11 protein-coding genes and 1 pseudogene are annotated in these 14,292 nt (G+C 63.7%); 2 read left to right on the top strand and 10 right to left on the bottom strand.

Annotated elements, in window-relative coordinates; all coding sequences use genetic code 11:
* Position 1 precedes the first annotated feature (1 nt).
* From PGX04_RS20125 to PGX04_RS20115, 3 genes are read right to left on the bottom strand one after another with little or no spacing between them, the layout of a single operon-like run.
* Complete coding sequence (locus PGX04_RS20125) at positions 2-1,072, bottom strand: DUF354 domain-containing protein (protein WP_273740142.1); 1,071 nt, start codon at positions 1,070-1,072, stop codon at positions 2-4.
* Positions 1,072-2,157 (bottom strand): glycosyltransferase family 2 protein, encoded by a 1,086-nt coding sequence (locus tag PGX04_RS20120; RefSeq protein WP_273740141.1) that lies wholly within the window; start codon positions 2,155-2,157, stop codon positions 1,072-1,074. The genes PGX04_RS20125 and PGX04_RS20120 overlap by 1 nt, the downstream gene beginning before the upstream one ends.
* Positions 2,157-3,557, bottom strand: coding sequence for a nucleotide sugar dehydrogenase (locus tag PGX04_RS20115; RefSeq protein WP_273740140.1), 1,401 nt, complete (start codon positions 3,555-3,557; stop codon positions 2,157-2,159). The genes PGX04_RS20120 and PGX04_RS20115 overlap by 1 nt, the downstream gene beginning before the upstream one ends.
* 354 nt (positions 3,558-3,911) lie before the next feature.
* Here PGX04_RS20115 and PGX04_RS20110 point away from each other — a divergent pair, with 354 nt between their 5' ends.
* A complete protein-coding gene (locus PGX04_RS20110; protein ID WP_273740158.1) occupies positions 3,912-4,553 on the top strand; it encodes a helix-turn-helix transcriptional regulator in 642 nt (213 codons plus the stop codon).
* An 877-nt stretch (positions 4,554-5,430) separates the two neighbouring features.
* Positions 5,431-7,242, top strand: a complete 1,812-nt coding sequence (glmS, locus tag PGX04_RS20105) for a glutamine--fructose-6-phosphate transaminase (isomerizing) (protein ID WP_273740139.1) — start codon at positions 5,431-5,433, stop codon at positions 7,240-7,242.
* A gap of 891 nt (positions 7,243-8,133) precedes the next feature.
* Here glmS and PGX04_RS20100 read toward each other — a convergent pair.
* From PGX04_RS20100 to PGX04_RS20070, 7 genes and pseudogenes are all read right to left on the bottom strand, one after another.
* Positions 8,134-9,183 carry a carboxypeptidase regulatory-like domain-containing protein gene (locus PGX04_RS20100; protein WP_273740138.1) on the bottom strand — a complete coding sequence of 350 codons (1,050 nt, stop codon included), beginning with the start codon at positions 9,181-9,183 and terminating at the stop codon, positions 8,134-8,136.
* 39 nt (positions 9,184-9,222) lie between these two features.
* Positions 9,223-9,420, bottom strand: coding sequence for a hypothetical protein (locus PGX04_RS20095; RefSeq protein WP_273740137.1), 198 nt, complete (start codon positions 9,418-9,420; stop codon positions 9,223-9,225).
* A gap of 520 nt (positions 9,421-9,940) precedes the next feature.
* Positions 9,941-10,120, bottom strand: coding sequence for a hypothetical protein (locus PGX04_RS20090; RefSeq protein ID WP_098724270.1), 180 nt, complete (start codon positions 10,118-10,120; stop codon positions 9,941-9,943).
* Positions 10,121-10,334: 214 nt separating this feature from the next.
* On the bottom strand, positions 10,335-10,730 hold the full coding sequence (locus PGX04_RS20085; protein WP_273740136.1) for a helix-turn-helix transcriptional regulator: 396 nt from the start codon (positions 10,728-10,730) through the stop codon (positions 10,335-10,337).
* Between the two features lie 471 nt (positions 10,731-11,201).
* Positions 11,202-11,990 carry a 5'/3'-nucleotidase SurE gene (gene surE / locus PGX04_RS20080; protein WP_273740135.1) on the bottom strand — a complete coding sequence of 263 codons (789 nt, stop codon included), beginning with the start codon at positions 11,988-11,990 and terminating at the stop codon, positions 11,202-11,204.
* Positions 11,991-12,163: 173 nt separating this feature from the next.
* Positions 12,164-13,789 carry a small ribosomal subunit Rsm22 family protein gene (locus PGX04_RS20075; protein WP_273740134.1) on the bottom strand — a complete coding sequence of 542 codons (1,626 nt, stop codon included), beginning with the start codon at positions 13,787-13,789 and terminating at the stop codon, positions 12,164-12,166.
* Positions 13,786-14,292 (bottom strand): annotated as a pseudogene (locus PGX04_RS20070) (prephenate dehydrogenase); the annotation flags it as partial. The gene PGX04_RS20075 and the pseudogene PGX04_RS20070, both read right to left, overlap by 4 nt.

The following is a 14,292-nucleotide window of genomic DNA, read 5'->3' as shown; positions in this document are numbered from 1 at the left end:
GTTAGCCTGGATACGACGCGAGCGTCGACTTGTTCGGATCGGTTCCGGAGCCGGCCGTCTCGATCTCTCGGACGATGATGTCGGTGACATCGATCCGGTCGGCGAGGAGTCGGTCGCGTCGGCGCTGCCACGTCGATCGGTCGCCTTCCTCGACGATCGATACCGCCCGCTCGAGCGATCGAACGTGGCGATCCTCGCCGTTGTAGCTGAACACGAGATCGTACTCCTCGTCGAGTTCGGTCACGTAACCGAGCGCGAGCGAGTTCACGTACACCGCCGGCGTCCCGAGGACCGCCGCCTCGGCGGCCATCGTCGCACCCTCGCCGACGAAACAGTCCGCGTAGGCGAGCAGATCGTGCATTCGATCCGGCGCCAGCGTGTACCGGTGGGACTCGAGTTCGGCCGGCAGATCGACTTCCGACGTGAGCAAGACGGTCGCGCCGGCGTCCTCGAGGCGGTGGACGGCGTCGACGGGATCGTCGAATCCGCCCTGCCCGACGTCGTGCGAGGAGTCCCAGCTGCTCAGTCGCATCACCACCAGCGTGTCGTCCGGTTCGAGCCCGGCGTCCGCGAGGACGGCGGGATCTGGCTCGAATCGGTCGGGATGCAGGTACGCGAGTTCGTGATAGCCGGGGTACGTGCGGTGCTTCGAACCGATATCTCCCTGATAGCACTCGGGCGTACAGACGACGTCGGCGAACGGATATGCGAGTTTCGTGATGATCGTCGCGTGCTCCGTGTCGTAGAAGACGACGCTCTTCGCACCGACCACCGACGCGACGTGAGCCGCTGCGACGCCGCCGATTGCCGTGATCACGTCCGGCTCGATCCGTCGCGCCCGTCGCAGGAGCCGCGTCTCGTAGGTCGCCTGCACGGCCGCCAGCGAGAACAGCGAGTTCGACTCACCGGCCAGCACTTCGTGGTCGATCTCGGCGCGCTCGAGCAGTTCGACCGTTACCTCGTTTTCGCGGGCGAAGACGTGGAGTTCGTGGCCCTTCGACTGGAGTTCCCGGATCGCATGCTTGAAGAAGTGGACGTGACCCGGATGCTGGATCGTCACGATCACACGCATCAGCGACGCACCCCCAGTTCGGCGTTGTCCCTCGCATCGGTTCGCATCGCGATCAGGAACAGCCCGACACTGGTGAGGAGCGCGAACGCGGCCGCGGTCGGTTCGCGCACCGATGCCTCGCCGTCGACCGCGTGCACGCCGCCCAGGGTCGCGATCGCGGCTGCGGCCGCCAGCACGCCGATTCCCGCCGCGTAACAGAGGACTGTAGGGTGCAGTCTATCGGCGGCGAACTGGGTCTTCATCCGCTGACAGAAGCCACGCAGTAGCGTGATCGAGGTGACTGGGATGAAGGTCTCGTACTGAATCGTGCTCTCCTCGTCGGCGTAGACGGCCGGCATCGACACGTCCGCGACGCGCATCTCCGCGACGTTCAGCCGGACGAGCAGGTCGTTGGGATACTCGTGATCGTCCGGGAGCGACTCGATGTCGATCGCCGACAGCGCGTCGTGAGAGATTGCGGTGTACCCGTTCTGGGGGTCCTGCAGGCGCCAGTAGCCGCTCGCGATCTTCGTGAGCTGAGTCAGGACCCAGTTACCGAACAACCGGAACGGTGGCATCTCCCGGCGCGAGGCCCGATCGGCGAGTCGGTTCCCCTTCGCGTAGTCGGCGTCGCCCTCCACGATCGGATCCAGTAGCTTCGGGAGCTGATCCGGGTCCATCTGTCCGTCAGCGTCCATCGTGACCGTGATATCGATGTCGTCATCGCGCGCGCGGACGTAGCCGGTCCTGAGCGCGCCGCCGGCACCCTGGTTCTCCGCGTGCCGAATGGGGACGATTTCCGGGCCGACAACGGCACCACCGTCCGGAAGGGACGCGCGGAGTTGCTCGTCATCGTCCTCGATCGCACCGTTCTCGGACGCGCCAGTCTCGGGACTGCCGCTTTCGAGTGCGTCGGTTTCGGCTCGATCTCCCTCCCTCGAGGCGGCCGCGTACGTCCGGATGATCCGCCAGGTGTCGTCCGTCGAGTTGTCGTCGACAGCGTAGATGCGGTCGACGAAGTCGGGCATCGTCGCGAGGACGTCGCTGATGTGATCTTCCTCGTTGTACGCGGGGACGATCACGCCGATCGTGTGTCTTCGATACATTATAAACTGCGGTAGACGAGTCCGGCGTCGGCTGCATCGTTCGGTTCGAACGCGCCCGCGACGTCGATCAGCGCGCCGTCGTCGTCGAGGGCCGCCGCGACGTCGTCGAGTTCGAGCTCCTCGAACGCCGAGTGCGAGGTGGTGAGGAGGACGGCGTCGAACCCGTCGAACGAGAGCGATTCCTGGACGTCGATGTCGAACGACGCTCGGATCTCGTCGTCGTCCGCGTGCGGATCGTATCCCGCGATATCGATGTCGAACTCGCGGAGATGGTCGATGACGTGGGTGACCTTCGAACTGCGGATGTCACCCACGTCCGACTTGTACGCGAGTCCGAGCACCAGCACGCGGCTCTCTCGTAGCGTCTTGTGACACTCGTTGAGCGCCTTGATCGTCAACTCGGCGACGTGGTTCGGCATCGACTCGTTGACCGACCGGCTCGTGAGCATCAGTTCCGGATCCGCCCCCGCTCGCTTCGCGCGGTGTGCGAAGAAGTAGGGGTCGACCGGAATGCAGTGCCCGCCGACGAGTCCCGGCCGGTAGTCGTGGAAGTTCCACTTCGTCCGCGCCGCCTCGAGCACCTCCCGCGTGTCAAGCCCCATCCGTTCGAAGGCCATCGATAGCTCGTTGACGAGCGCGATGTTGACGTCGCGCTGGATGTTTTCGATGACCTTGCACGCCTCGGCGACCTCGATCGACGGGGTGGGGTGGACGCCCGCGTCGACGACCGATTCGTACAGCGTCGCGACGTCCTCGAGGACCTTGTCGTTCTGCGCACCGACCACCTTGACGACGTCCTCGAGACCGTGGTCGTCGTCGGCCGGCGTCGCGCGTTCCGGCGAGTAGCCGACGAAGAAATCCTCGCCCGCGCTCAGCCCGGACGCGTCCTCGAGCGCCGGGATGAGGACCTCGCGCGTCGAGCCCGGGTAGACGGTCGACTCGAGGACGACGGTAGTGCCGGGATCCATTTTCGACCCGACGGTCGTCGCCGCGCTCTCCACGTAGCCGAGGTCCGGCCGCTCGTCGTCGTCGATCGGCGTGGGAACCGCGATGATGACGTAGTCGGCCTCGGTGATCGTGGTCGCGTCGGTCGTATAGGAGATATCACCGTCCTGGATGGCTTCGTCCGTGAGGTCACCGGTCGTGTCGATACCCTCCTGCAGTCGGTCGACCGTCACATCGTCGACGTCGTAGCCGATCACGCGGTAGTCCGATTGCGCGAATCCGACCGCAAGCGGGAGCCCGACGTATCCCAGTCCGACGATGCAGATCGTCGCCTCGCGGGTCGATTGCTCCGTCGTGTGCTCGAGGGTGGTTCCCTCACCGCTCGATTCGAGCGCGTACTGACCGCTCGCTCGCTCGTCCGCTCGCTCTTCCGTATCGCCAATTATCGTGGTCATGGGTGATCGTTGTCGCGTGACCGTCACACGACCGAGTGCGACGGTGACTGTTCGAAAGTGGACGCCCGAGATCGGCGGGGCGCGCCGTAAATTCGAGAAGCCGCCGTCGGGGGTTTACTATACCCCGGATAAACGATTGCAAGCGTTCCACGCAGTGAAACCGGGAACGGGCGGGCGCTATCGACGGCAGTGACCAGTCAACGGCTCGGTGCCCGGATGAGAACTTAAACCGTTGTTAAACGGTCCTATACGAACTCATAATGAAGGTCCCCTGAGCCTGAGTACCAGTACGGTCGGCGAGTTCACGTCATCGTGACTCGGATCACGCACCGGCCGTCACAGAACCGCGTAATCATGGTTTCCAATCCCCAGATCGGAGTCGGAGCCCAGCTCGCATCGATTCACAGCACCGTCTCGATCGGAACGGGTCCGGCTTCGACTCACCAGGGGGCCCACGCGATTCCCTCGGGGGCGATTTTTTCCGGGGCTAGCGATCAACCTGATGGACCGTTGTCCATGATACAACTGCTTCGCGTGTCGTCGTTCTGGGAAACAGCCCTGATCGCGGTTCTGTTCCTGCTGATCAGCGTACTCATCGGGATTCGCATGGGCGACGTGCTGTCGAAACGCGAACTCGAGATGTCGTCGCTCCCGTTCGTCGTGAACGCGGCGGGTGAAACGGACGAAGTTCACACGCACACGGACGATCAATGGGCGTCCGAATCGTATCTGTCGCCCGAAACGCCACCGAAGCTCCTGAGCGACGAGGGCAAGGTCGTCCGACTGCTCGTCGCAAACGACGGTCGCATTCGCCAGCACCAGATCGCCGACGAAACGGGCTGGTCGAAGTCGAAAGTCAGCAGGATCTGCTCGCAGATGCACGCTGACGGGACGATTGAAAAGCGATCGGTCGGTCGAGAGAACGTCATCGTCTTCTCCGAACCACTGCCCGACGACGAGACGCGGTCTACCGAGATCGGGAACCCGCACCCGTAAGCACCTGACGACCACAGCAGTGTCCGACCGAGAGTATCGTCGGTTCACGGACCGAATCGTTTTCCACCGACCGCATCGCTGCCTTTGCGCTCCGGTTTCGAACTCGGTCCCCGAACGAAGCGCGTTTTGAACCTGGAGTACCGACGCTAGTAGCCACTGAAGGTCAGTGTCCACCTGATCGCACGACGGGAGCGCGATTCGGAACGTGCGCGGTTCGGAGCGATGCGCGGTTCGGAGCGAACAGTGTGAGCGAGAACCGCGGGAACGCGAACGGTGAGTGAAACGAGCCGTGAGCGAACAGAGTGAGCGAGAACCGCGAGTGAGAACCGCGTTTCGATCAATATGAAATCGCTTCAGTGGCTACTATAGCGCCTCGCGTGGCAGTTCGTACTCCACAGGGAGCCGTACGGCTGCGAGTCAGTGCATCGAATCGGCGAACCGGTCCCGGCTACCCGTTCGACCGGCGACGGCCGACAGTATAATCGGTTCGCCCGTCTCGAAGCGGTCTCTCACCCGGCACGGGCGGAATTGTACGAATGTCGCGTTCTGCTGAGACAATGGGCGGAGTGAGACGTGAAGCCAAAATTGGAAAAACGAATGGGGTGTTATGCACTCGATAGTTCGCGTGATATTCGCAGTACGGTCTTATTCGTGGTATAGTAATGGCCGCTGTTGTCCGTGTTGGAAGTAGCACCCGATCCGCCGGCGATGAGCGGATGGGATCAATGAGATCAATGACACGGAACAGTCCTCCACGTAAGGCAGCGGTCTCGAGCCGATTCGCTACGTCCGTCGCAACTGCCGATCGTCCCGCCGCCCACCGTTTCGCCGGTGTGGCGTGGTCGCCCGCCGCCGCTCGACCGGAGGTGATCGGCTGATGTGCGGTATTATCGCACGAATCGGTCACGGGAACGCGGCGGACACGCTCATCACGGGGCTCGAGAACCTCGAGTACAGGGGCTACGACTCGGCGGGGATTGCCGTCCAGAACGGCTCCGGCGTCAAGGTCCACAAGTGTTCGGGTGAGGTGTCCCGCCTCAAATCGAGCCTGGACGGACAACCGCACGGAAACATGGGGATCGGCCACACCCGATGGAGCACCCACGGGCCACCGACCGACGAAAACGCCCATCCGCATACGGATACGGCGGGTGACGTCGCGGTCGTCCACAACGGGGTCATCGATAACTACGACGAGCTCAAGGCCGAACTCCGGGCGAAGGGCCACGAGTTCGAGAGCGACACCGACTCGGAGGTCATCCCGCACCTCATCGACGAATACCGGGAGGAAACCGGTGACACCGAACAGGCAGTTCGCCGGGCCGTCGACACGCTCGAGGGGAGCTACGCGATCGCCGCGATCGTCGACGGCGAGGAAGCGGTCTACGCCGCACGGAAGGGATCGCCGCTCGTTCTCGGTCTCGACGACGAGGAGTGGTACCTCGCGAGCGACGTACCGGCGTTCCTCGAACACACCGACGAGGTAATCTACCTCGAGGACGGCGATATCGTGGTTCTCGACCCGGACACCTACCAGATCACCGATCTCGACGGTACCCCGATCGAGCGATCGGTCGACACCGTCGACTGGGATCCGGAGGACGCGGGCAAAGGCGAGTACGACCACTACATGCTGAAGGAGATTAACAACCAGCCGACCTCTCTCGCCAATACGATCGAGGGCCGGATCAAGGACGGCGACGTCGCCTTCGAGAGCCTCCCGCCCGGCTCGTTCGACGATATCGACACCGTCCAGTTCGTCGCCTGCGGGACGTCCTACCACGCGGCGATGTACGGCGCACAGTTGGTACGAGAGGCCGGCCTCCGAACCGAGGTCCTCCGCGCGAGCGAGTACGAATCCACGTCCGGACCGGTCGACGAGAACACGCTCGTCATCGCGGTTACCCAGAGCGGCGAGACCGCCGACACCCTCGATGCGGTCCGGAAAGCGACCGAGTGCGGTGCTCGTTCGCTCGCCGTCACTAACGTCGTCGGTTCGACGGCCGCGCGCGAAGCCGACGATGCGATCTACATCCGCGCCGGCCCGGAAGTCGGCGTCGCGGCGACGAAGACGTACTCCTCGCAGGCGGTCACGCTCGCCCTGCTCACCCAGCGAATCGCGGCGGACGTCCCGGAGGGGACTCCCGCCGACGATCGAGGGGAGATGCTCGAGGCGCTCGAGGACCTCCCGAAACACGTCGAGACCGTCCTGGAGACGAGTCGGGCGGAGGCGCTCGCCCGAGACGTGTTCGGTAGCAAGTCGTACTTCTTTATCGGTCACGGGCTCGGTCACTCAGTGGCCCTCGAGGGCGCGTTGAAGTTCAAGGAGATCACCTACGAGCACGCGGAAGGGTTCGCCGCCGGCGAGCTCAAACACGGTCCGCTCGCCCTCGTCACCGAAGAGACGCCGGTGTTCGCCGTCTCGACCGGTAGTGACAGCGACAGTAAGACGAAGACGAACGCGATCGAGGCCCAGTCCCGCGGCGCACCGATCGTCGCCGTCGGACCGGACGATCAGTCCCTCGTCGACGTCGCCGACGACCACCTGTCGGTGCCCGACACCCATCCCGTCTGGGCGGGCCTGCTCGCCAACGTCCAGCTCCAGTTGCTCTCCTACTACGCCGCGAGGCAACTCGACCGCCCGATCGACAAACCGCGCAACCTCGCGAAGAGCGTCACGGTCGAATGATCGCTCCGTTTCTCGAGTAACGTCTTTTCGACGCGTTCGTTCGACACCGACTGCGGCAGTTCTCGAACCGATACCGGACGGAAACGGTCGCGTGTATCCAGCGACCGGTGAGTCACATCGCTCGAGGAGCGATACAGATAACGGGTCACTCGTTCGGCCGAGCGACCGGGAGATGACGGCAGCGGATATGCCACCCGGAACGGCGAGTTGTTACGCACACCGAGCAGCTACGCACACCTGAAACGCCACGTAGCCATGGATACCCGAAACGCTGAGCGGTCACGACACTCGGAATGCCGACAGCCGAACATCGGCAGCCACGATTGTCCGCAACGAGACGAGCGATACTCGATATGCTGTCGAGCCGAGTCTCGAGGCAACGATAGCGGAACGATCCCTTCCTTGCTCGCACCGTTCTCGCTCGAGCGTGTCAGCAATCTCCGTAACTGCGCCGAGGCCGGCGTGATACGCGCCGAATACATCCTCTCGAGTAGCCACGAGGGATCGTCGATCGTGAGCCAGACATCCCGGTCATAGGGAATTCCTCGGCGCAAACAGGGTCGCTCGGTGACACCGCCTCTGCACTGCTACCTGCTATCGACGACCAGCGAACACGGTGGTCTCGAGAGTTGATCGGATGGTGAACCGGGGGCCGGTGGCACGGGATCGATAAAACGAGTGTCGAATCGGCTTTGCGACGCCTCGAGACCCTGGTCGCGTTCGAGCCCCGATTACCGAGCAAGTCGCCAAGCAGTGTCCCTGCCGGCACGAGAATAAGTCCGGATTCACGTCGACGCTCGAATAGAGAGTCGATCGGCGAACCGACCGGTGCGATCGATTCTGAGAAACGGTAAAAACGAACACTAAAACCGCAGCTGAACCGAACCGCTGCTAGTTGTCCGTCGTCTCGTACTCCAACACCATTCTGTCGTCGCCATCGAACGTGATGGTCTGTTCCTCAGACTCGGTCCCGTCCACGGTCACGGTCAACGCGTAGTCGCCGTTCTCGCGCTCGAAGTCGACCTCGCCGTTCTGGTCGACGGTTTTCTCCTCTTTCCCTCGAATTTCTCCAAACATTTCCCGCTCGAGCGCAACGGTCGCATTGTCGAGCGTGTTGCCGTTCTGGTCTTCCACGACGAACGTCATCGTGCTACTACCGTCGCTCGAGCCGTCATCGCTCGAGTCGTCATCGCCCGAGCCGTCGTCATTGCCCGAGCCGTTGTCTTCTTCCTCGAGTGTCAGCTCGATCGATTCGTCGTCGCCGTCGATCTCGACGTTGTCTTCAGCGGACTGGTATCCGTCCGCATTTGCGGTAACGCCGTAGGTGCCGTCCTCGACCTCCCACTCGACCTCGCCATCTCCGCCGGTCGTTTTCTCGTCGCTGGAGAAGTCATCGAGGCTCACGTCGGCCCCGTCGACCGCGTTACCGTCTTGGTCTACCACGGATACTGTCAACGCGTGTGTTCCGTCGTCGTCGCTACTATCTCCATTGTCACCACCGTCGCTGTCATCACCGTCAGTATTGCCATCATCACTGTCGCCATCGCCGTCACCGCCATCGCCGGTATCTCCATCACCGCCGTCGCCGGTATCGCCGTCGCCGGTATCGCCGTCACCGGTATCGCTGTCACCACTATCACCGGTATCGCTGTCACCACTATCACCGGTATCGCTGTCACCGCCGTCGGTATCATCGGTTTCGTTACCACTACTGCCACCGTCCGCGGCGTCACCATTCGACGAATCGATATCGTCAGCCGGTTGGCTCGAGTCGTCAAATCGGTCGGTGACTGACCCGATGGCGCTGCTGACGGATGCCCCGCTCGCAGCGAGTATCAGCCCGGCCAGGAGGAAGACGATGCCACTGATGGTGAGTACAACCTGAACGCTGCGCTGAATCGATCGGGACTCCGTTCCGTGTTGTTGGGTGTTGCGGCGCATTATCGGTAATTGAGTGATTGTAATCCGGTGATCGGTGGGTTACGCACTCGTCGTCTCGCTGATCGCTGAGACTATCAGTCGTCGGGCCGCGGGCGGCCAATCGGTCGTCTCCGCCCTCGAGCGATCCGTTTCCGCTGTCGGAACGGCCACGCTCTCGGACGAATTCCGATTCAGACGGCCGCTCGAGGCGTTGTGCTGGTCGTGCTGCCCGTCGCGGACGGGTATGCGAGATTTCATTGCGCGATACTTTCGCTGTTCGGCGGTTCACTATACGGATCATAAAGCCGTTTCAAGCGGACAATTGCTCTCGCTCAGAGCCTCGAATGACGCGGATTGGCGCCGTTGATTCAGACCGGCAATACTGTTTCGGACACCGTCAGGTCCTGTCTACACGAGTACCGGCTGAACGACGACGATAGTAGTCTCTGTATCTCTCCGCTCATCCATCCCCGACAGCACCACTCGGATCAACCGCCGCCGGGGTCGGCCCCGTGATCGTCATCCGAATCGTCGATCAGTTCGAAGTCGGTCGAACCGGACGAACAGCCGTCCTAGCCGATACTCTGAATCTCGCCGTCCGGCCACCGCCGCGCCGCTAGACGGATTCACATGCCGTGCACGCTTCGAGTCTCCTCGTTACATCGTCTTTGTACGCCATCCCCACCGGAACGTTGGAAAACACCGGAATGAAGGATTCCACTCGACGGGGAGCGTCACGAAAGCGGACGGGTTGCGTACCGGAACGACGCTATGGCCATCAGTCACGGTAAACGATGTACCCCTGCGCCTCGAGTTCCTCGAGTACCTCGTCGGGGACTGTCGCTTCCGGCGCGCTCGTCTCCGCGTACTCGAGTTCGGTATCGCCAACGACCTCGAACGCGTAGTCGGTCCCCTCGTAGTCGACGACGACCCGCGCGTCTTCGATCGTGAGATCCATCGGAATCGGCTCCGCATACGCCGACGCCGCGTATAAAGATGGGCCGGGAGATGGCTGGGTGACCGCGTTCGTCGGGATGGCTGAAGGGGAATGAATAACTCGTACCGATCGAACCCGCCGCTCTCGAGTCGAAAGCCGGCTCGGAGGGGAGTGAATGTCGCCGTCGTTTCGGGGAGGGGAGCTGAGTGCTCGTTTGGGACGGGAGACCGGGCAGTTATTCGTTGAGGTGGCCGCGATAGCCCTTCGGTTCGAACCCGCGCCGGCAGATCACGCGCTTGCGACCGACGGTGATGGCGCTGACTTGGTCGTCGTCCTCCATACGGTCGATGACGTCCTCGAGTCGATCCGTCGACCACCCCGTTTCCTCGCGAATGGTCGATTGGTCGACGCGGCCGCCGCGTTTGACGAGTAGTCGGAGAATCTTGTCTTCGTCGGGGAGATCGTGTTCGTCGACGCCGTACTCGATTTCTTCGGCATAGCTTAACGTTTCGTCGTCGGATTCCTCGTTCGTTTCCTCGCTCGATGTCGATGTGGACTCGCTCGCTCGGGGCTCGTCTGCCGAACCGCTCCAGAGAGACGAGATGCGAGCCCAGAGTGTATTGAATACCATCTATTGATCACGCTCCATTGGAACTATCACAACTTGAACGCCCACCTACCTTGGTTTTATGTTTTGGAAGTGACATGGATATAATCCGGCGATTACGGCGTGACTATCGTGACGGTTCCGTTGGCGAATAGCGGCTCCCTTGCGACCCGCAAGCCAGTTATCACTTTGAGCGACCGACAGGCTCGCCGACAACGCGATTCCGACCGAGGCGCTCATCTACCACACGCTCGATACTGCGGTAGTCACCGATTTCCCCGTCTCGAGCCCCGTTACCGGCCGTAACGGGCGAACACTGTTATCACTTGCGACACGCAGCTCGCGCCGACAGTTCGAGCGGGTGTCGACGCGACTCGCTCGCACCGAGCGACACGCCGTCAGCTGTCAGCGGAGTCGCCCCGCTCTCGAGCGAGCCGAGACGTGATCGTCGCCGACCCGATCACGCTACTGCCGCGAGAAGCGAACTTTTCCGTCTCAGAGACTGCTGTAGGTGTCAGCGAGCGCGTCGAGCGCCTCGTGGTGGTTCGTCGAGTGAGGCGCGGTCAGGGGCGAGACGCTGATACGGCCCTCGACGACCGCGCGGCGGTCGGTGCCCTCGGGGTCGGGAAGCCCGTCGGGGGTCATATCCTCCCAGACGCGGTCGTGGAGGGTGACGCGTGCATCGTCGCGTTCGGCGTCCATCTCGTAGCGTTTCGAGGGGCGCGTGACATCGATTGGAGCGGGTTCACCGTCCGGCAGCGGAACGTTGACGTTGAGATAGGCGGCGTGGTCGAAGACGCCGGCCTCGAGCGCGCGCTCGGAGAGATACGTCGTCACGCGGCTCGCTTCGGTGTAATCGTCGGCCGTCATCTCGATCTCCGCGAACGGGGTGTCGTCGACGGGGACGTACAGCGACGTCGCGATCGCGGGGACGTCGAAGAAGGCGGCCTCGACGGCCGCACTGATCGTTCCCGAGCGACCGAGGACGTACTCGCCGAGGTTCGCTCCCTTGTTACAGCCGGCGACGACGAGGTCCGGAAACGGGCCGAGTTCGGCGAGACCGGCGACGACGCAGTCCGCAGGGGTCCCGTAGACCGCATGGCCCAGTTCGTGATCGTCGACCTCGACTTCGTGCGAGAGCGACCGGCCGCAGGCGCTTCGGTCGTCGGCCGGCGCGACGACGGTCACGTTGGCGTGTTCGGAAAGGGCATCGTACAGCGCCCTGATACCGGTGCTGTCGATCCCGTCGTCGTTGGTCAACAGGATCTCGAGGTCGTCGCTCATGTCACGCCGGTCGGTCGGCGGTGCGAAAAGCCCACCGCTTTTCCGTCTCGGGCGGTTCGATCGGCTGTCTCAGGCGGTTTGGCCGACCGTTTCAGACGGTCCGCTGTCACCGTGTCCCGGCGCACCGCGACCCGTCATGCGGGTGCGCCGGAACTGACTGCCAGGAGGCCGTCTCAGCCGATTCGATCGACGACCGTCTCCTCGTCGACGATCAGATTATAGGCTTCCTCGTCGTCGTTCCAGAGCGCGAGGATGCGCTCGAACGTGCAGACCTCGCCGTAATCGGCCTCGAGCAGCGGTCCGTTGAGCGACGTTTCGTTCGTCACGACGGCGTAGTGATCGACGGCTTCGCTGCCGTCGCTGATCTTGAACAGCGGATTCGACCGGCTGCCGCGGCCGCCGTTCCCGTCGCTGTCCCCGCTTAACGTCCGGCTAAGCTTCGCCGCCACGATGTCGATTCGGTTCGTGACGTGACGTTCCATCTCGGCCATCTTCGCCCACTCGTTCGTCTCGAGCGCCATATCGATCCGCCGACGGCCGTCGAGGCGCAGGAGCGAGTAGGAAAACTGGACGTCGTCGTTGACGAACTCGCCGGGCGCGTGATCGTCGTCGTCGGCCGGCGCGGCCTCGTCGAGTCGTCGCTGGAAATCCGGCACCTCGAGATCGGGCCGGACGTCGAACGACCACCCGCGATCCGCGGGGGTTTCGCCGGGCCAGAGCCTGACGGTGGGGCCGTAAACGGTCACCGCTCCGCGACGATAGGTCGCCGAATCGGAATCGTCAGACGCGTCGACGTCTACGGCCGCTCGGTCCCAGAGACGCTCACCCTCGAGGTCCCGTTCCACCTCGCGCAGCCCCACGCTGGTGTTTTTGTCCGCAGGGGCCATCGCGAGCAGCGCGCCGTCCGGCGCGAGCGTCTCGAGGAACGATCGCGTGACGCCGGCGGGATCCTCGAGTTCACTCAGGACGTTGCAGGCGAGGACGAGATCGAAGCCGTCGTCGGGCGCGGTGGGGTCGAACCCATCGCCGGAGCCGCCGCTGTCATCGCTCTCGTCACTCCTCCCGCCACTGTCACCGCTACGACTACTGCCATCGTCAGCGCTGAGGGCCTCGCTCGGATCGAACGCCTCCGCGGTGGTCTGGTGAATCGTCGTGTGGACGTTCCGCCCCGTCTCCGCGAGCAGTTCCTCGAGCACGTCCGCGGCCGCGCTGGGCTCGATCGCGTGGTACTCGAGCAAGGAATCGTCGGGGAGGTAGTCACAGAGGCCGAGCGCGGGGCCGCCGACGCCCGCGCCGATATCGAGGACCCGAAGCTTCCGGCCCAGCAGCCCCCGTTCCGCGAGATCGTCGAGCGCGTACTGCACCGCCGCGTAGTACCCCGGAAGGTGGTAGATCGCGTACCCCGCGGCCACGTCGTCGTCGTACTCGACCGGTCGCCCGTCGAGGTAGCTCGCTTTGAACCGACGGATCGTCGAGCGGAGCAGGTCACCCGACGCGCCGCCCTCCCAGTTCGGGCCGTACCGATCGGCGAGCAGGTCCTCGAGCCGGCGTTCGTAATCGGCGGGAAGCCGTTCGACCGGTCCCCGAAGGGGCCGAACCGGCTCGTCGTCGACCGGAACGAACAGCCCGTCGTCCCGCTCGAGTAGTCCGAGATCGGCGGCCTCCTCGCGGAGGAGCTGTCTGACCACCGCCGGATGGGGGGCCCCCTCGATGTACTCGCAGATCTCCTCGGGGTCGATCGGCCGGACGTTGCGCAGATACTTCGCGTTCGATCGAACGGCGTCGCGATGGTCGCTCACGTGGTGTTCCCTCCGGTATCGCGTCGTTCGTCGCGTTCGTCGTGCCAGTTCGCGGCCGCTTCCCGGTACAGTGCCTCGAGCTCCTCGGGTCCGGCGGCGGCGATTTCGGCGGCGGCGTCGGCGACGGCGTCCGCGCCGTCGAACGTGTCCTGAATATCGGCGTAGACGCGCGGCGTGCCCGCAGTCACCTGTCGGGCGAGTCGCCGCAACTCCTCGTAGATAGGCGTTTCGAACCCGTCGGGGACCGACTCCGCCGCGAGGGCAAAGGAGAAAACCGCGGCGTGGGTCGCCGCCTGGACGGTCTCCATGGCCTCGTCGTGTACCGCGGCCGTCGTCTCGAGCAGTTCGTTCCCGCCGGCCTCGAGGGCCGCAAGTAGCTCGTCGGTCGCCGGTCCCGAGTGAGCCCGGACGACGGCGATCGAACCGGGTGCCCGCTCGGGTGCGAACAGCGGGTGCAGGCTCACGCGTTCCAGCTCCGGGGCGTGACGCTCCATCGCCGCGAT

It is taken from the genome of Natrinema soli (assembly GCF_028618695.1).
The sequence above is the reverse complement of the archived record's forward strand: the minus strand, read 5'-3'. Positions and strand labels throughout refer to the sequence as shown.

Coding starts and splice junctions, on each gene's coding strand:
- PGX04_RS20100 (WP_273740138.1), bottom strand. CDS start 9,183: ATGCGCCGCAACACCCAACAACACGGAACGGAGTCCCGATCGATTCAG.
- surE (WP_273740135.1), bottom strand. CDS start 11,990: ATGAGCGACGACCTCGAGATCCTGTTGACCAACGACGACGGGATCGAC.
- glmS (WP_273740139.1), top strand. CDS start 5,431: ATGTGCGGTATTATCGCACGAATCGGTCACGGGAACGCGGCGGACACG.
- PGX04_RS20115 (WP_273740140.1), bottom strand. CDS start 3,557: ATGACCACGATAATTGGCGATACGGAAGAGCGAGCGGACGAGCGAGCG.
- PGX04_RS20085 (WP_273740136.1), bottom strand. CDS start 10,730: ATGGTATTCAATACACTCTGGGCTCGCATCTCGTCTCTCTGGAGCGGT.
- PGX04_RS20095 (WP_273740137.1), bottom strand. CDS start 9,420: ATGAAATCTCGCATACCCGTCCGCGACGGGCAGCACGACCAGCACAAC.
- PGX04_RS20090 (WP_098724270.1), bottom strand. CDS start 10,120: ATGGATCTCACGATCGAAGACGCGCGGGTCGTCGTCGACTACGAGGGG.
- PGX04_RS20125 (WP_273740142.1), bottom strand. CDS start 1,072: ATGCGTGTGATCGTGACGATCCAGCATCCGGGTCACGTCCACTTCTTC.
- PGX04_RS20110 (WP_273740158.1), top strand. CDS start 3,912: ATGGTTTCCAATCCCCAGATCGGAGTCGGAGCCCAGCTCGCATCGATT.
- PGX04_RS20120 (WP_273740141.1), bottom strand. CDS start 2,157: ATGTATCGAAGACACACGATCGGCGTGATCGTCCCCGCGTACAACGAG.